The organism is Bacteroides xylanisolvens (assembly GCF_018289135.1).
GTDB classification, from domain to species: domain Bacteria; phylum Bacteroidota; class Bacteroidia; order Bacteroidales; family Bacteroidaceae; genus Bacteroides; species Bacteroides xylanisolvens.
This window is the reverse complement of sequence record NZ_CP072216.1, coordinates 792786-811895: the sequence shown is the minus strand read 5'-3', so window position 1 is coordinate 811895 and position 19110 is coordinate 792786. Positions and strand designations below refer to the sequence as shown.

The following is a 19110-nucleotide window of genomic DNA, read 5'->3' as shown; positions in this document are numbered from 1 at the left end:
ATTCCATCACTTACAAAACCACCTCTAAAAAGGAGCCTTATCAGGATCTTGGCGAGTATCAAAAACAGCTTCCACAAGAATCTGCTTTTCAAGTACCCGATAATAGACTTTGAAATAATCACAATGAAAAACACGTATATTAGGTACAGAAGTAGCTTTATACATATAAGGATATTTAGCGACTAATTGCAATACGTCTCTCACCATTGTATAAATGGAACGGCTATATTGGGTATTTCCATTTCTCACATTATAGAAAGTCAGAATTTGCTGAAAAACAATAGTCGCTGTTTCTGTCCAGACTATTTTTAACTTAGCCATTGTTCCACCAGCTTATCCACATCTTCTTGAGTATGCAATCTACCCTCCTCATAATCTTTTTCAGAATGCATTATAATTTCCTGTTCATATTCTGTAGGAACATAAAGATTTGCATTAGGAGTAGTTACATGATAAGCAGCCACTGGTTCATTGACCTGTGGCAATTCATTATCTTGAGGTTTATATGATTTCTTAGCCATATCAGTTATTAAGTTATATCTACAAAGATAAAGATCCCCTTGGTATAAAACAAACAATTCCTCGCTTATCTTCCCCGAAAAGCTTATTTATTCTTCTTTCACAGGCAACGCCACAATCTCCTGCAACACACTGACTGCCGTCTCCACATTAGTAACATTTTTAATCAACATACTCCGTCTGCCATTCTGCTCACGCAGATCACAGCGCCGAGTATACTTCATCATGTAGTCTATCACTTTACCGAAAGCCTTACTTTGATAGAACGGACTATCCGGATTGGAAACAAAGAACAAGGTCATTCGTCCGCCTTTCAGGAAAATCTTCTCTGCTCCCAAACGAGCTGACAAACGACGTAAAGGAACAATGCGGAGTAATTCTTCCGTTTCCCGGGGAACCGGACCGAAGCGGTCTTCCAAACGGGAGCGGAAAGCCTCCACATCCTTATCCAATGTCAGTCCATCCAGTTCACGATAGAGCAACATACGTTCGCTGCTGCCGGTTACGTAGTTGGCCGGCAATAAAAGTTCGAGGTCACTTTCTACCTGACACTCCTCTACAAATTCTTCTCCACTAATTTGTCCTTCACCTTTTATTTCATCAGCATACAGTTCTGCAAATTCATCTGTTTTCAACTCATGGACAGCTTCAGTCAGTATCTTCTGATATGTTTCATATCCCAAATCAGCGACAAAGCCACTTTGCTCGGCTCCGAGCAAATTTCCGGCTCCACGAATGTCCAAATCCTGCATAGCAATATGAATACCACTTCCCAAATCACTAAAGTTTTCAATCGCTTGAAGACGTCGTCTTCCTTCGGCTGTCAGACTGCTCAACGGAGGAGCCAGCAGATAACAGAATGCTTTCTTGTTACTACGCCCTACCCGTCCACGCATCTGATGGAGATCACTCAAGCCGAAGTTTTGCGCCTGATTGATAATGATGGTATTTGCATTCGGAATATCGATACCACTTTCGATGATTGTGGTTGCCAAGAGCACGTCATAGTCATAGTTGACAAAATCCAGAATAATTTTCTCCAGTTCTGTCGGCTCCATCTGTCCGTGTCCGATTGCTACACGACAATCCGGGATATGGCGCTCTATCATTGCTTTCAGTTCCGGCAAGTTCGCAATCCGGTTATTGACGAAAAAGACCTGCCCGTTGCGACTCATCTCAAAGTTGATGGCATCCGTAATCACTTCTTCATTAAAAGTATGCACTTCGGTCTGAATCGGATAGCGGTTAGGCGGTGGAGTGGAAATCACGCTCAAATCACGCGCGCCCATCAACGAAAATTGAAGGGTACGGGGAATCGGAGTAGCAGTCATTGTCAGTGTATCTACATTCACTTTCAACTGACGCAGCTTTTCTTTTACGGAAACTCCGAATTTCTGTTCTTCGTCGACAATCAGCAGTCCCAAGTCTTTAAACTGAACATCCTTGCCTAAGATACGGTGGGTACCTATCAGAATACCGACATCTCCATCCTTCAGTCCTTTCAATACAGCTTTGGTTTGTGCGGCAGTACGTGCGCGGCTTAAATATTCCACCCGGCATGGCAGTCCTTTCAGACGTTCGCGGAATGTTTGGAAATGCTGGTAAGCAAGCACCGTTGTCGGAACCAGAACAGCTACTTGTTTATTATCGGCAACGGCTTTGAAAGCGGCACGGATTGCAACTTCTGTTTTTCCAAATCCTACATCGCCACAGACCAGACGGTCCATCGGGCGGTCACTTTCCATATCCGCTTTGACATCAATCGTCGCCTTACTCTGATCCGGGGTATCTTCATAAATAAAGGATGCTTCCAACTCACGCTGCAAGAAACTATCGGGACTATAAGAAAACCCTTTTTCCTGACGACGCTGCGAATACAATTTTATCAAATCGCGGGCTATATCCTTGATTTTGCTCTTTGTACGTTCTTTCAGTTTCTCCCATGCCCCTGTACCTAATTTGTTAAGCCGGGGAGCCTCTCCCTCCTTACCTTTATATTTAGAAACTTTATGCAGTGAATGAATGGAAACGAACACTACATCTTCATTCTGAAACACCAGTTTCAAAACTTCCTGCGTGGTATCACCATTCGGTATACGCACCAAACCGGAAAAACGTCCGATACCATGATCGGTATGCACCACATAATCTCCCGGAGTAAACTGATTCAGTTCTTTTAAGGACAGTGCTACTTTTCCCGAACGGGCTTTATCACTTTTCAGGTTATATTTATGGAAACGGTCAAACAACTGATGGTCGGTGAAGATACAGAGCCGTAGTGTGTTATCTACAAATCCTTCATGTATGGTACGCTCTACGGGAGTAAAATTAATCTGATCGCCCCGATCTTCAAAAATAGCCTTGATACGATCTGTCTGCTTCATACTGTCACTACAGATATATAGCGAATAACCTTTTTCCAAATAATCTTTGAAAGAAGAAGCTACCAAATCGAAATTCTTATGAAAGATGGGTTGGGCAGATGTATTGAAAGTAACACTGGCATTCGGCGTTCCGGTTGGTTTGTTACCAAATTCCAATCGGCGGAAATCGAGTGCCCGTACAGTGAATTCACTGCCGTCTATCAGTTTTCCTTCTAATGTAATGCCTCCATTTTCTGCGGCTTCCTGAACAGCTATTGCCTGGGGAGTCAACGCTTCATCATGCACCACCTGGATTCGTTCACGCAACCAAAGAAAATCGCGCATTGCCAGAGTAGTATCTTTCGGGATAAAATCCAGAAAGGAAGTTGTCACATCTCCTGTCACTGCTAAATCGGGAACAATGGACACTCCACTTTTCTTCTCGCGGGATAATTGGGACTCTACTTCAAAGGTACGGATACTTTCTACTTCATCACCAAAGAAATCAATACGATAAGGATATTCCGAAGCAAAAGAGAAAACGTCGATAATGCTACCGCGAACAGCGTATTGCCCCGGTTCATATACATAATCTACGTATTCGAAGCCATAACTATGCAACACATCAGTGATAAACGTGGTATCCACTTTCTCCCCTACATTCAGTTTCAGAGTTTTATCGCTCAATTCCTTTCGCGACACTACTTTCTCTGCCAATGCATCCGGGTACGTAACGATACACAGTCCCTCCTCCCCTTTTTGCAAGCGGCTAAGTACTTCCGTGCGCAGAATCTCATTGGCTGCGTCTTTTTGCCCATATTTAATAGAGCGACGGAATGAAGATGGAAAGAATAACACCTTTTCCGTCCCCAATATCTGCGTCAAGTCATGATAAAAATATCCGGCTTCTTCAAGATCACCTAAAATAAAGACAAACGGACAACCACCCTCTTGTACCAATACAGAAGAAAAAAGAGAAGCAGCAGATGCACACAGTCCTCCGCAAAAAACAGTCTGAACAGAAGTGTCCTTCAACAAGCGCTTCATCACTGCCATATTGGGGTGGGCAGCATATTGTTGTTGCAATTCAGTTATTGTCATACCTATAAAATTTCCCCGCAAAATTACAAAAAAGAATCGCAGGACAGACATAAGTGTGGGAAAGTTTTCATCCCCCAAAAGTTTCTCACCGAGAAACAAAGTGTTCCACACCGAGAAACAACTTGTTTCACACCGAGGAACAAACCGTTTCACACCAAGAAACAAAAGATTGCATTCTGCTCTTCACGTTAAATTTTCCTTAGTTCGGCTATAACTAAAGGAAAAGAACTACTTTTGTTCAAAAGTATTGTGCTTCAATGATTTATAACTTTGGTTCTTAAACGTTGTTCTTAAATAGCCTTGTTTGAACGACACAAAGATAGGATTAATTATGTATAAGGCATAATTTTGAGATTAGAATTTTAGTCCGCATTTAGATGTGACAATTCATATTTAGATAAAAAAAGCCAGCTATCAATTTCGATAACTGGCTTTTAATTTTACTCATCAGTAGAAGCACTTTGAGATTGTGTGAACTGCTCGTAGAAATTGTTGAGAAGGCGATTTATAATGGTCTCTTTGGTATCTCCACCTCGCTGTCCTTTGGCTTTCTCTATCTGCTCTGCTTTCTCTTTACTCAAACTTGAAAAGAAGCCAACCAGACTGTTAATCACACTAACTTTTTGTTCATCATCTGCTTCTTCGTATTCCTTGATAGCCCAATCAATGAGAGTTCGACTTTTAAGAACCTCTTTAGAGAGGTGTTCGGATGCCGCTTTTAATAATCTCTCACCTCTTTTCAGACCATTAGTTTTCCGTAATTTATCGTTTATCTTACCCGCCATTGCATCTGCCATAATCTTTTTAGTAATGTCGCCTTTGAAAGTAGCCCATTTGGAAGCTGTTGGTAACGGGTAGCCTTCATCTGTAAGCTTCTCTATGAAGTCTAATACTGGAAGCGGTTCTTTACATACCATTTTAGCTCCTTTTGTGAAATCACCACCTTTCCAAGGATTTGTACAGACGTTAATTTCTGAAAACATTCTCGAGACTGCAATTTCTTCATTCAAAGCATAGATAAGATAGAACTCACCTTTGTACTTCTCTTCATCTTTTAACTCCTTGTTAGCTTCCAGAAGATTTAGATGACCTTTGTAACGGTGGTTTGCATCCACTAACACAACATACCGGGCTGCATCAGCTCCGCTAATGATTTCTCCCGTTTCAAAATCTACAATCTCCAATCCGGCTTCTATAACTTTCTTTGCATCCACTATGATAGCGGGAACTAACATTCCATTTGCCTTCATGGACTTCATTTTGGCTTTAACCACCTTTTCGTCAAAGTTACGATTACCTGATAGCCTAGCTATCTTGATTCCCTTACTTGCTAGCACTGCCAACGTTAAAACTTGGAGTGCTAATTCATTTTTTTTATTCATTATTAAAAATGAGACTGCCCAGTAGAAACATTATCTACTTTCGTTCCTTTCTGGTGGCAAAATTACAATGGAAATTATGAATAAAGGCAATGTTTTGAGAGGTGGTAAGAGGGGTAAAAACAGCCCAATAAATTTACCCCTCCTTGATGAATCATTTATAAAATTTGTTAGCTCTAAGAATTTCATAATCTTTGTAAGATTTTATCTGGTCTTTTATGAAGTTAGGACACAGCTTGCTATTTTTCTCATCAACTCCCGTATACCGTTTGTCTTTGGATAGGTTAGTCAAATAAACAAGTCTTGAAATTAATAGTGTCTTATTCAAAGAAACTGTACTATATGCTTTTGCAGATTTACTTGTATTTGTTTTGGGCAATAGTTTAAAGAAACTCTTCAATAATTTATAGAACATTGCTACTAGAATAGTTTTATATTCTGTGTCTTTGCCTTTTCTATCTATTCCTTGTGTATCAAATCTTGTTGGCTTATCATTACTGAAATAGTCCTTCCCTGCTTCATATACAAGATAAATGTAAGCTAATGATATAGGGTCGTCGATTTCTATAGAGCGATGTTTTTCCTGTAATTTTAATGTTAGTGTCATTGGTTTTATAAAAGATAATATACAGCCACTATTACCAATATTCTTCCCAAGCTGTTGCATGAGTTTCTCCACTAATACTCTTGAAGTTTCTTTAACCTTAATTCCTTCCAAACAACTTCCATAAATGTAATCAGAAACAAACAATAATAGATACCAGAATTTTTCTCTATCTATATTTAGTGCTTCCAAAGTATTTTGTATATCCTTATACTGTATATATTTCTCAAATGTATAGCGAGCATTAAGCACTTTTGCATTGTACCGTTTCTTAAATTCTTGTGTTACAGTTGTACCCATGAATACGTACTTTGTTTCTTCTTCTTCTTCTTCTTCTGCTGCTGCTTGTTGTTCTGTTGCTTGTTGTTCTGTTGTTACTTCTGTTTCATTTGTCTCTGTTCTATCCTCTATCTCCTTTTTAACCCTTATGAAATCATAGTCAGGGTGACATTTACAACCCAACATTTCTACATATTCTAGCAAGTCATCTTCTTCTCTTACATATTTGTCTAATGTAAACTTATCTATTGGCTTTATATCTTCCATATCTCTAATCTTAAATTATGCCTTAAAGATAGAAAGAATTAGATAAAAAATAAGGCAGTAAATGAAATTTCACTTACCACCTTATCAATGACTTAGTTTCATCATATCTCACAGGTACAAAAAATAAAATCATAAATATCTGGTATGAATCAGTTACAAGAATTGCTTTGCTTGCTACCTCAAATCAAATCCTTTTGAAGATATACGCACATATATTCCAATAATCCAGAATGTATATCTTGTATAAGAATAAGCATAGACTGGTTAAGAAGAGAAGGAAGTGAACTAAAAAGGCAACAAGTGAATTGTTTCAAATGCTGCCTGTTCTTGATTTATATCCTACGTTTCTCATCATATCCTAGATTATAGAACTTCTTAAACATCTCCCAAATGTAGCCAATAAATCCAATTACGATAAATGGCAGGAAAGGCAGAAGAAGGCTGCTCCAACCATATCCCAAGCATAGTCCTATAATTACGCCTATGACATATAAGACTATCATAATTCCGCAACCTATCATTACTCCTCTTCCTCCTGCCGTTGCATATTTAATTGGAGCATTAGGAGTAAAGAAATCTGGTTCTTTATTATCCTTTAGCTGTTTGGGGAATTCCTTTTTAGGATTACAAACTCCGTTTATAGGGTCATTAATATGTTTCAACTCCTCCTTATACTCTAACTTTTGCTTCTTAATATTAAGATAGCTCCATTTTACTCTTTCAATGTTCATAATTTACCTCCATTCTCACATTTAAGCCATACAGTAAAATCAAATGTTGTCACTTCAATGCTCTATTCTTTAGCTAACATCCATACCTAATATCTCAATAGCCCGTTTCACGGCAATCTCATCCAATCCATTATAAGGATTTACCGTAATTAAATGCGGCAAATGACGCTCATTGAAATTACTCGCATCAAGGTCATCAATAATAACATATTCACATTCAGTTTTACATTCTCTAATCCATGCGTCTATCTCATCTCCACGGTGTTTACTGACATTGGGGGTGGTATCTGTTACAAAGCCTGGCAGATTTCTCGCATTCCACATTTCTAAGAAATCCTCATAAGACATCAGGTATTTCCAAGAAGAAGTTACAACAATATCCGCTTTGGTACTCTTGATTATAGTTTCCAGATTCTTAATACATGCGGGGTCAAATATTACGCCATACTCATCCACCTCCCGCAAGCCTTTACTAACAAGAACCATATCATAATAAGCGGTATCCATCACTCCATCAAAGTCCAAAAATATAATTTTCATTGTTAATGACTATTATTAAGATTACTTATCTTGTTCTTTTTTAGGCTCATCAATTACAAAATCCTTACATACAGGCTTACTTGATTTTACTGGTTTGCCAATATCCTTACATAATTGGTCATGTATCCATTCAGAGCATTGATATATCTCGTTACATAACTCCTATTAGTCTGTCACAATTCATCATCTCCGTATCATCAGTTCAGTCACCTTTCCGCCAACGGGAACGGTGATAATCCTGTACTATCTGTGAGTAATCATGCAAGCCATTAGGGTAGTATTTCGCTGTTTCCGCTTTAGTCATAAATTCAGCTCCTAATCCTAAAGCATCACCAATTGCTCCACCAAACAAGACTCCTTTGATTTTATTTTTCAATGAACTTTCCATAAAACCTTTGCATTATATTAATAAATTCGTCTGGCAGCCTTTTTATGACTCCTTCTATGATATATTGAGGAATCTCTTTATAATATGCTTCTGCTATTCCACCTGTAATAGCCCCCATTGTATCAGCATCGCCACCTAAAGATATAGTAAGACGGATAGCGCTTTCATAATCCGTACTTTCCAAGAAAGCAATAATGGATTCTGGAACTGTACCTTGACAACTTGGATTGCTTTCATAGTTCGGTCTTATTTCCTCACAAGTTCTACTAAGATTATAGTCAAAAGTTGTTTCAATGTATTCTTTAATCTCCTGCTTTGTTTTTCCTGTACGAGCCAAGTAAATACAGGCTGCTGTAGCCTGTGCTCCTTTTATTCCTTCTGGATGATTATGTGTGACTTCTGCGCTTTGTTTGGCAGCTTCTAATGTCTCCTCTAAAGTATCAAAAGCCCAACCTATAGGACTAACTCTCATGGCAGAACCATTTCCCCAACTGCCGTATGGTTGAGGATTTTCTTCTCTTAACCATGATTGAAACCAACCGCCATAATTAGCTTGATAACTATGTCCATAGTCTTGCATTATTCCTAAAAGACTATCACCTGTTAATAACCAATCTGCATTTGCAACAGTCATAACAGTGTCATCTGTAAAAGTGGAATAGTCAAAAAATAGCTCAAAGTCTGTAGTTTTTATTGAACGAAATTCATAAACAGAACCTATTATATCTCCTGCTATTGCACCTATTAGAATATTGTTTTTCATATTCTCATTTTTCTGATTATTAAATTAATATGAATGATTAAATGCTGCTCCAATATATAACCATCTTTTAATTAGAGGTGCTTTGTGAAGCATATTCCAACCTATTGGTATTAGTCTTTCTTTAGATTTTTCCAAATGGATATTCTGATATTCCAACTTGTTAAAGAAATCTTCACGTGCACTATAAGAACAACCTATGTTGGTATAAAGATAACTTTCTATATGAGGAATTTCCACTATGAATGGAATTTCATGTTTGGAGTTTAATCTAAGCACCCTCTCTGTTTCATCAATAGAATAAAATATTGTTGCTATACCATGGATATTGGTTTGATTTATAGTTTCTATTACCCTATTAATATTAGGGTTGTCTAAACTTATTTTTGCCCAATTTATATCCCAAATAACAATAAATGGAGATTTATCGTCACTATCAATATAGATACAATCTTGATAACGAGTTATAAATTTTACTTTTCCAGTTGTTTCGTCTATTTCTGGTTCATAGCCTATTTTTTTCAATATATCAATAAGCAACTTTTTATTCTCTTGTAATTTTAACATGATTACCGTTCCCCTTTCATTCATTTATCGTTGTTATCAGAATGTTGATTGTTGTATAAAATAATCTTCTTAAATACATCACCTGCCATCTGTCCACCACCTATTAAGAGGTTACTCTCTACTGATATCAGTATATTTAAATTTCAGTGCTCTTTCGCTTTTTCAGTTCTTGAATATATTCCAGTTCGCCTTTGGCATATTCCTTATTTGCATCTTCATCCAACATTTCCTTAAACGCTTCCTCTGCATCATCCAGCCGTCCCATGTCAACAAAGGTGTATGCTCTTCTCCTACGCAAAAAATTGTGATAATATATAACACTATCCGTAATCTCATTTTCTTTTAATTGTGCCAATTGATTAAGTTCACCATGAATAGTGTAAATTGCCCTTATATCTCTACTGTTTGCTAAACAGTTTATGTATTCAATGTTGTATGTAATGTTATTTAACGGACGAACTATTTCCAGATAAAAAAGGGCTTTCTCATATAAACACATTTCTGCATAGCAATATCCTATAATGTAACAGGTTTGGTAAAACATCCTTTTATCCTCATCTGTAATATCGCTCCTTAGCCAACTTTCCCGCAAAGCATGGTATACATTCTCCAAATATACAATTGCATCCCAATATCTATTTTCTTTTAAAACTTCATTCCCAAAATAAAAATCCTTTCCAATTGTGGGTATCATTTGAGATATAATGCAATGTTCATTAAACTCTAATTCCTCTCCATTGTTAAATTTTTCAATTGTTCTATCATGAATAGCTTTATACTCCTCTATTCTTTGTTCTGGACTTGTATTGTCATAGGCAAACAAAACACTTAATGTTTGAGGTTGATTCGCAGTTCTAGTATATGTTTTATCTCCTTCATGGCTAAATATTGGCAGCATAATAGATGCACGAATAAACCATGTCTCTTTTCCACCGCCACATCCTCTTAAATGTACAATGATAGTGTCATTCACTCTGCCAATAGATTTATCATCATCTTCCTGTTTGGCATAACCCTTTCTATAGGAAATAGACAAGACAACATTTTCACTAAATCTATAGCCTATATCTCCATTATCATGTTTGATAAGGACTGCATTACATAAATCAAAGTTCCAGATTTCATTTCTGTCAACAATAAGCCTTCCTTTTTTCTCACGTATGTTATCTGTAACAATATATAAATCAGAAACTTCTTCTTGCCTTATATCAAAAGTCCTATTAAGTAATACGCCTAAAGTCACTTTCTCATTAGGAGTGGCACGTAATTGATACTTTTCATTTTGGTGTTGAAACCTAAATTCATTTGACAGATACGTTTCATTCTCTAATCTATCAACCAAATCATCTTCTTCCTTATCTTTTGAGATATTCTTTACTTGGGGAGAAGTATTAAATATAGAACTAAAAAACTTCTTCATGATATTATTAATTAAATCCTTTTATGACTACCCTTTTGGCTTCATGTTTCTCTTGTTTGAAATTAAGACGTATAAATCGTTCTTTTAGTAAATCATGAGCCTTGAAACAATCATTGAGTATTGTTTTCAAATAATCTCCTCTGTTTGTTATTGAAGGAGTAAATACGATTATTGCCTTGCAATGTATTCCCATCTGGTTATTATCTTCATCAATGGAATAGACAGTGGAAACAATAGTATTTATATTATTCAAGTTTATTGCTTCCTTTAAATTCTCAACATTGGCATTATCCAAATCTACACATAGCCACCAAGTGTCCCAGAGAGTGACAAACTGATAATTGTTATCTGCATCTATAAAAAACTCCTCACCTTGGTATTTAAAACAGATTCTATCTTCATCATCAACTTCTGGTTGACAACCAATCTCCTTCAGCGTACTGATAACTAGATTTCGTGTCTTGTTATCTTCTGCATCAATTGCTTTATCAATAGCGTCATTTGTTTTTGCATATTCAGACTGTTCCTTATCTTCCTCAAATGCAAATCCAATCCTGCCAAAGAAATAGGCGATAACTATTAGTATTAAGCCTAAAACTATCCAACCTTCCATATTCTATTTGTTTAGAAATTATGCGATAAACAGTTTCTTCAAATTTAATTAATTCTTGTGCCTTTGTAAGTTCCTTGTTTTATGATGTTTTATCTTTCTATTCCATAATTTCCCCTTAACAAATCGCAATATACTATCAAAGTGTGCAATTACTAAATAGAGAGAAACGAAAAAAACTAGATAAAGAATTATAAATATATAAGTCTTAAAAGTTACTGCTCCAATAAGAGGAAGAAGTATAAGGGCTATAGCAATTCGCATAATATATCGATACAAAGCTTTCTTAACTTCATATTTAATAGTACCTTGTTCCGTACTTGAAGTATCAAATATATAATTAGGACAAGGACTATCATCGGTTGGTCGATAATGTTCACAATGAACTCCATCTCCAATACATGTACTACATTGAGACATTTTTGTCATTTCAATTCTGTTTTAAATTTACTATTATTTTCTTAAACACATCACCTGCCATTAGTCCACCACTTGCAGGTAATCCAGTCTTATTAATAGATACAATGATACTATACTTAGGATTATCAGTAGGGAAGTAACCACAGAACTCTACCGCATACATATCCTTAGTACTATCCTCATTAGTAGATAACGAACTAGTTCCCTGCATACCTGCAACTAGTACCTTATCAGACTTGGCAGGTTGACCTAATCCGTCAGTAACATTAAATACTAGAGCTTTCTTCAAACTATCAATACTAGCCCTACTTGCTATTTGTGGATTAATAACTACTACACTATCCTTATATAGTTGAGGCTGTATCATCTTCCCATTATTGGCGATAGCATTATAGAAGGTAAGGATTTAAATAGGTGAAATAAGCTGTTCATATCCTATACAGTTCCAAGTGATATTTTTTTCTGTAATCTTGTAAGGTTGTAGACTGACAATCCCATTGATACTATCTGGCTTGCCATAACTCATATTAGCAAGTAAATCGAAAAAGGTTTGAGGATTATCACCAAAAGCCTTTTCAATTGCCTTATAAGTAACAATATTGGAACTAGCCGCCAATCCTTCTTGTACTGTAAGCTCACCATATCCACCTCTATGCCAATTATGGTCTTTAAGTTCTCTGCCATGAACTTGGTAGATACCATTTCCAGTATCAACCTTATCACTCAACTTCACCTTGCCAGTTTCTAAAGCTGTCAATAGCGATATTGGGTGCATCAAGCCAGTAGACTGCCATACAGAGAAGTTCTCGCATGGTTGGTAGTTCACACTGTCTTTCCTAGTAAGTCCAACTAAAGCCTTTATTTGCCCTGATTGAACTTCCATTACTATAACTTGCCCAGATTGGGCATTTATCTCTGATAACTTGCTTTCCAATATGGCAGTAGCATTAGTTTGTAATGTACTATCTATAGTAGAAATTGGTGCTACTTGTTGTTTATGTTGGCAAGACGCATTCAACAGAGCAATAAACGGTAGTAATAATAAATGACTTCTAGTATACATATGAAATTGTATTATAGCCACCCCTCTTCGATTATGGCATGATTTCTCCAGTATTTGTCATTATGGTATATTTCATAAGCACCTTTAGGAACAAAACACAGCAAAGGAGCCACTGTAAAATAGAAAATATCTTTTTTATTTTCTATAATAGATGTATATTGACTATTTGCTAATTCTTCACTAACCTTTGGGGGTATTTTACCTTTTAAATGGACTTGCGCTAAAGATATACATCGTGAAAAAGCGTTATTTCCAATATATTTTACATTTTCTCCTATATATAATGATTGCAATTTGCTGCATTCGCTAAACGCTTCTTCACCTATTTCCTCTACACTGTTAGGGATATCTACAGATACTAAGGACTTGCAGTTATTAAATGAATAAGCTCCTGTTTTAACAAGTTTATGAGGAAATTTAAAGGTAATTAATGATTCACAGAGTGCGAAAGCAACCTTTGGGTATTACTTTTATTTCATAAGGAAGGGCAACAGTCGTTAACTTGCTACATCCAAAAAAAAGTTCATCACCAATACTAGTTACATTAGAAGGGATTGTAATTGATGATAGTTGAGTGTGCGCAAAAGCGTTATTACCTATTGCATTGATTCGATTTGATATAGTAAATTCTATTAGTCCAGAAGCATAAAAAAGATAATCGCTTATTTCTGTTAAATTGTATGGAAGTTCTATTTTTGTTAAAGAGGTACATTCACTAAAAGCGTATGCTTCTATTGTATTTACTGTACTTGGTATAATAATCGCTTTCAAAGATGCACAACCACAAAATGTAGCTTCTTTTATTGTTTTTATATTGCATTTTATAACAATTGATGTTAGCCTAGAACAACGTATAAATGCTCCTTGTCCAATATAAATTACACTATGAGGTATTATTACTTCTGTTAGGCTGCTGCAATTATCAAATGCGCAATGCCATATTTTTTGTACAGAATCTGGTATATGTATACTAGTCATTTCTGTACAATTAACAAATGCTCTTACATTAATAGAATGAATTCCAAATGGAATATCATAAGCACCTCTCACATTGGAGGCTATTACTATTTCAGTTCTTTCTTTGTTGAAAGTAATTTCTTGTTCATTCATCTTTATTGAGTTCTGTTTTATTACTATTTATTGAAAAATTTGCATGACCAATTAGTCAAGCAAGAAGAGAATTTTCATTGCTATATATCCCATTAACAACAGTAAACAACCCCAAAAAGCTACTACAAGAATAAATCTAATCCAACCCATATATTTGATGTATTATATGTAATTAATTAAACAAGTGATTACATGCTCTTAATAAATAAAGGATAGCAAAAAAAATAATTCCTGCCAATATTGTAGATAAACCACATCCTTGATTATCAAAGTTATCCATATTAATATGATATATGCTAATTCAGTTTATTGAAGTATACAACCTAAATAATCCTACTATAAAATTAATTTTGCTATTTGCTGAATCTCGTTCTAGTATCTGATAATAGAACTGAATAGGTAAATAAGTAGTATGTCTGCTTCTTATAGATATTGATTTATACTTCCCAATTCTCCCCAAGGAAGTTGTTAATCATAGTATTTAAAGTACTAGAGAACTGATAGCATATAATTGGTTGCTATAATACTTTATTTTGTCACAAATATAATAATTACTTAGTTTGTTTGCCCAAAGATTTTAAGATAAAAATGCCTAATCTCTGGATTTAGTGAAGATTTTAACAGTCTACATACTGTTTGAGAGGTAGGGACTAGTTGTAAATATGCCTGTTCCATAGTCTATCATTTGTTGTATCCAGTTCCCAATAGATACAATTCTACATACAAAAAAGGTGTGGGAACTATCAGCATATCTGTTCCAAGGTATCGCCAAACACCCACACTACAAATACACACAAGTTGCCCACACCTAGACTATGATATTCTGCTAAATAGCAGGTATATAGCCAAGCATGGGCGTTGTGCATATCCTCGTAGTGTAAAATTTTGGCGAAATTCTGGAACAAGGATAATGCAAAACGCCTTTCGTTAAATAAATATGTTATTCCATTACTGGAACGGCACAAATATACGAAAAGCGTTTGTATTATAACTAAACCTGTGTGTTAAAAACTAAGACAATCATAAGTATTAAGTAGTTCTTCCTGTCTTAATCCCAAGTATCTTTTAGTAATTGATACACTGGAATGATTGAATAGCTCCATGAGCTTGACAAGTGCAAGCTCTGAATTATCACTGTTCATATTATAAACCTGTCTGCCAAAGGTCTTTCTAAGAGAATGACACGAAAAATTGCCTATTTGTAGCCTGTATTTTTTCTTAATCTCTTTCAGCATGACATTGATTCTTTGAACTGTGTACACTGTCCCCTTTTGACTTATCAATACAGGTGCATTTATGCCAACTGGATTTATATGCTCATAACAATCTCTGATATGTTGCTGTAGCTGCATATTAATCCTAATTGTCCTTTGCTTTCCTGTTTTAATCTCTGTAATGGTGAACTCTTCTGCATCTAATATCTGATTCCACCTCAAAGCAAGAATATCAGAAATTCTTAGACCTGTGAAGCAACCCAAAGCGATAAGAAGTGACATCTTATAATTACTATCCCTTGCCAACTTTCTTATTAAGTTCATCGCTTCGCTCCATTGCAAATAATCTGCTGTTGTACTTGAATATTTAAGTGACATAACGTTCTGTTTTATAGTGAAACTAATAAAAGTGAATATTAATTTTAAACTGGAATATCCAACTTGCTGATTACTAGCTAAACATTCACTAATAGTAGAAGTGAATGTTTGACTACTGGCTAATAATAGAGAAAGAGTACCTATATATAGTATATAGATACCCTTTCAGTAGTACTATAATCTCTTAGTAAGACAATAGCCAATCAATAGAATATATCCAATTATCATAACTGGATATAATAGCACACTTACAAAGAACGTAGCAATCACAGCAAGTAGATAAAACAAACTCCTCATAGTTTCAGATATTGAGTATTTGACAATCCTGTGTATTCTCAAATACCACTAACTAAGAAACCATTGGTATTTGTCATCACCGTGTAAAGCGGAACATATACCCGTTGCAAGTTCTGTAGCATTATAGGCTCTATCCAAGAATGAATCTATATAGCTACTCTTATTTGCACCTGTGAGCAAGTTGTAGAACTTCCACATAGACAAATCATTTCCCAAGCTGCCAAAGTTCTCGTCATTGATATAAGCCTTAGCCACATTGTTAACCTGTGTATCAGTAAGCAACATTTTAGGTATATCTTTCTGATAGCCTTGCGGTAATGACTGATAAAGTCTCATTCTTCCAAGTAGTTGGCAGAACTGATGCTCCGTCATACTGGTATTGCCTAAAGACTGCATCAAATGTATGTGTTTGGCTGCATCGTATTTGTGGAACATTTCCAATACCGCTTGATATAAATCCCTTGTATTGGTAACTTCCAAGCAACTAAGATAACCGTCTGTAGATACACATAGATTTGTGCAAACCTTACAAGTAAAGCCAATAAACACTTTAAACCGCTCCGCACCCTTCTTTGAATAAAGATTGGTGTGGTTATAAGCTCTTACACCACCAATAGTAAGGGTTAGCCTGTTACCGTGTACTGTCTCATAGATAGTAGGAACTTCAATAACAAAAGCGCACCTTTCGTAGTAGATAGTCTTATCACTTTCTAATAACTGATTGGCTGGTTTGTGTATTGCTTCGGGAATCCTACCTTTGATTACATGAGAAACACGAATATCTGGCGATTCAATCTGTTCACCGCTAAAGAATGTATTGGTTGCATCCTGTACCGCTTCAATGAAAGCCACATGAGATAATGTAGCTTCGTTGTCCTTTGCGAATACGGGTATAATACAATCATTCCTTAGATGCTCCAAACTGGCTTCAATCGTATTGGCTTCAATGAATAGAGGTCGTTTCTGCTTAATAACAGGCTCTTCAATTATTACCGCTTCTTCTGCATATTCACCAAAGTTTCTACTAGTTCTCTGTACTGGCATAATCTGTAATGTTGATTCCATAATCTGTAATTTATTAAGTTAATATTAGAAATTCCTCTGTCTGAAAGCCAAGCAAGCCACAATCAGTATTAATAATCCAATAAAGAACTGTGGCATTAAGACTACTGGCACAATTAGAATTATTCCAAACGTCAATAAAATCTTTAAATTCTCCATATGCATAATAATAGATTAGTAAATAGTTGTATTTAAGGACAAAATGAGGGTTTGACATGAAGTACTATTCATTCACTTTCCTTTGTGCATCTTTATATGTAGACATATACAAATCGTTGATAAGTCCGCATATTTCAGAAGTTCAAAAGGTTTGTGGGCTGAATAGCAATTCATGTTATCCTTTCATTTTTCCTAATGATTGGTGAGGGGATTATTGGGTAACAGAAGGGGCTTATGCACGATATACATCTGATACGCTCACTAACGAATCAAATATTTCACTCTATTAAGGCATAAAGTCCAAATTAAAAACACTTCCTCAATAAAAGGGGTGGGGGTATGAATTTTAAGTACCTATATTTTTGAGTTGGGGATATACATAAAAAGCCCCAAACCTTATTAACGGTCTGGAGCTTATGGATATAACAAAAAATATCAATCAGATTAACAAGATAATCTTATCATTAATAATCTATTGTATAAGATGCAGAGGTCGATGTATTAGAATTTCCAACATTATTGCTTTTACTTTTCTTTAGTGCAAAAGGTTCATCACCTTTACAAACATAAATATTAACAGTAGCCCATCCTCCTTTTGCTGTTATGCTCGCTCTGAATCCTTTAGAAACAGGACCATAAGTTTGTGTCCAACTTCGTTGTTTGCTAGTTGTAATAGTTTCGCTTCCCTTGTCCGTTGAAACTGTGACAGATTCAATGTTATATTTCATCGCTCCTTTTGCTTCATATTTGACATAATAAACAGTAGAATCTTCACTTCGCTCTGAATCATCTTTATCACAACTTATAAAACTAACAGCACAGAAGAAATATAAAAGTATTCCTAGTAAAGAGTATGTTTTCATTTTACAATTTATTTTAGAATTACGAATTGGTTATGCAAATGTAAAGAATTAATGTGAATATTGGATAAATTCTACTCTAATTTTTGGAAACAAATAAAATAAAGATTCAACTATTGGGATAAAGACCATATACTCCTTCACCATGACATTTAAAACAGATTCCACCCATAAAATAACGATATTGAGGTAAATAACCAGTTCCATTACAACGGTCACATACAGGTAAGGCGGAACAAATCAGTTGTCTGTCTGATGTATATAATGGAATCTTTGTTTGTTGATGTCTTTTTTGATGGCAACGTGAACATAAGGTTACTAAAGCGTTATTATCATAATCCCAAGGTGCTTTACCAAGTATGTAGTAATTATGGTGGGTATTTAATGGAGTAAAATGAAATAACATTGATTCATTAAGAGATGGGAAATGAGCAAAATAAAAATAATAATATTTGTTTTTAAAAAGAATCTTTAATTCCAGCTTCTCTCTATTTTCACCAGAAGAATAGCTTATTGCAGCATAATTTGTCTGTCCTATATCTTCTTTAAACATGAAAGCTGCTAAATATCCATTTCCATAAATTGCTTTTCCTTTGCATTGCAAACATAAATTTCTATCATTTCGTTGAAAATTCAATTTGGGAAGTAGAGAATCTGCTGCAAATTCAAACTGGAATTCAGCATTCCTAATACTTTCCTTTATTGCTATCATTTGGTAAATATAAAAATGTTCTTTTAAAGCTCTAGCTGTTAAAGAATTGGGGTACATGAGTTGACCGTTCCATTTTATATGGTTACAAAAAGAACGCAAATCTTCACCATCAAACAGACAGTCAGGTAAAAGTATATCTAAATCACTTATACTAGAAATAGGGAAAAATATATCATTGTTAATACCTCTGCATCCACAATCTTGACAGGTGTAATTATCTCTAGCTAATATTTCATAGCGTTTAACTTCCCATTCTTTTTCCTTTAATAGTTCTTCATATTTCATTTCCATAAGATTTTATTTGTTT

General features: G+C 35.5%; 18 protein-coding genes and 1 pseudogene. All 19 read right to left on the bottom strand.

The features are described from left to right. Positions 1–24: 24 nt before the first annotated feature. Positions 25–321: a type II toxin-antitoxin system RelE/ParE family toxin gene (locus tag INE92_RS03540; RefSeq protein ID WP_004312602.1), complete on the bottom strand. Its 297-nt coding sequence runs from the start codon at positions 319–321 to the stop codon at positions 25–27. Continuing rightward, positions 309–521 carry a hypothetical protein gene (locus INE92_RS03535; protein WP_004312604.1) on the bottom strand — a complete coding sequence of 71 codons (213 nt, stop codon included), beginning with the start codon at positions 519–521 and terminating at the stop codon, positions 309–311. The genes INE92_RS03540 and INE92_RS03535 overlap by 13 nt, the downstream gene beginning before the upstream one ends. Before the next feature lie 87 nt (positions 522–608). Beyond that, positions 609–3983 carry a transcription-repair coupling factor gene (gene mfd, locus INE92_RS03530; RefSeq protein WP_118218188.1) on the bottom strand — a complete coding sequence of 1125 codons (3375 nt, stop codon included), beginning with the start codon at positions 3981–3983 and terminating at the stop codon, positions 609–611. Positions 3984–4423: 440 nt separating this feature from the next. After that, positions 4424–5320 carry a hypothetical protein gene (locus INE92_RS03525; RefSeq protein ID WP_233476924.1) on the bottom strand — a complete coding sequence of 299 codons (897 nt, stop codon included), beginning with the start codon at positions 5318–5320 and terminating at the stop codon, positions 4424–4426. Positions 5321–5516: 196 nt separating this feature from the next. Beyond that, complete coding sequence (locus INE92_RS03520; protein ID WP_212701955.1) at positions 5517–6512, bottom strand: hypothetical protein; 996 nt, start codon at positions 6510–6512, stop codon at positions 5517–5519. Positions 6513–6844: 332 nt separating this feature from the next. Further along, the gene (locus INE92_RS03515; protein WP_229097028.1) at positions 6845–7243 is read right to left on the bottom strand and encodes a hypothetical protein; all 399 of its coding nucleotides are present in this window, start codon (positions 7241–7243) and stop codon (positions 6845–6847) included. Between the two features lie 69 nt (positions 7244–7312). Further along, positions 7313–7783 (bottom strand): HAD domain-containing protein, encoded by a 471-nt coding sequence (locus INE92_RS03510; RefSeq protein WP_195436602.1) that lies wholly within the window; start codon positions 7781–7783, stop codon positions 7313–7315. A gap of 202 nt (positions 7784–7985) precedes the next feature. Next, a complete protein-coding gene (locus tag INE92_RS03505) occupies positions 7986–8171 on the bottom strand; it encodes an ADP-ribosylglycohydrolase family protein (RefSeq protein ID WP_195436603.1) in 186 nt (61 codons plus the stop codon). Further along, entirely contained in the window at positions 8149–8934 is a 786-nt protein-coding gene (locus INE92_RS03500) for an ADP-ribosylglycohydrolase family protein (protein WP_195436604.1), read from the bottom strand. The genes INE92_RS03505 and INE92_RS03500 overlap by 23 nt, the downstream gene beginning before the upstream one ends. A 24-nt stretch (positions 8935–8958) precedes the next feature. Beyond that, entirely contained in the window at positions 8959–9522 is a 564-nt protein-coding gene (locus tag INE92_RS03495; protein ID WP_195436605.1) for a hypothetical protein, read from the bottom strand. A 112-nt stretch (positions 9523–9634) separates the two neighbouring features. Then, entirely contained in the window at positions 9635–10918 is a 1284-nt protein-coding gene (locus INE92_RS03490) for a hypothetical protein (protein ID WP_195436606.1), read from the bottom strand. A 7-nt stretch (positions 10919–10925) separates the two neighbouring features. Beyond that, positions 10926–11531: a hypothetical protein gene (locus tag INE92_RS03485; protein WP_195436607.1), complete on the bottom strand. Its 606-nt coding sequence runs from the start codon at positions 11529–11531 to the stop codon at positions 10926–10928. Between the two features lie 427 nt (positions 11532–11958). Then, positions 11959–13011, bottom strand: a pseudogene (locus INE92_RS03480) (penicillin-binding transpeptidase domain-containing protein). Positions 13012–13022: 11 nt separating this feature from the next. Next, complete coding sequence (locus tag INE92_RS03475; RefSeq protein WP_212702061.1) at positions 13023–13439, bottom strand: leucine-rich repeat domain-containing protein; 417 nt, start codon at positions 13437–13439, stop codon at positions 13023–13025. Between the two features lie 7 nt (positions 13440–13446). After that, positions 13447–14121: a leucine-rich repeat domain-containing protein gene (locus tag INE92_RS03470; protein ID WP_212701953.1), complete on the bottom strand. Its 675-nt coding sequence runs from the start codon at positions 14119–14121 to the stop codon at positions 13447–13449. A 1004-nt stretch (positions 14122–15125) separates the two neighbouring features. After that, positions 15126–15713, bottom strand: a complete 588-nt coding sequence (locus tag INE92_RS03465; RefSeq protein ID WP_004323963.1) for a tyrosine-type recombinase/integrase — start codon at positions 15711–15713, stop codon at positions 15126–15128. A gap of 345 nt (positions 15714–16058) precedes the next feature. After that, positions 16059–17075, bottom strand: coding sequence for a DUF3871 family protein (locus INE92_RS03460; RefSeq protein ID WP_176935653.1), 1017 nt, complete (start codon positions 17073–17075; stop codon positions 16059–16061). A 620-nt stretch (positions 17076–17695) separates the two neighbouring features. After that, positions 17696–18094 carry a hypothetical protein gene (locus tag INE92_RS03455; protein ID WP_074638975.1) on the bottom strand — a complete coding sequence of 133 codons (399 nt, stop codon included), beginning with the start codon at positions 18092–18094 and terminating at the stop codon, positions 17696–17698. Between the two features lie 106 nt (positions 18095–18200). Further along, positions 18201–19094 (bottom strand): zinc finger-like domain-containing protein, encoded by an 894-nt coding sequence (locus tag INE92_RS03450; protein ID WP_195436790.1) that lies wholly within the window; start codon positions 19092–19094, stop codon positions 18201–18203. Positions 19095–19110 lie beyond the last annotated feature (16 nt).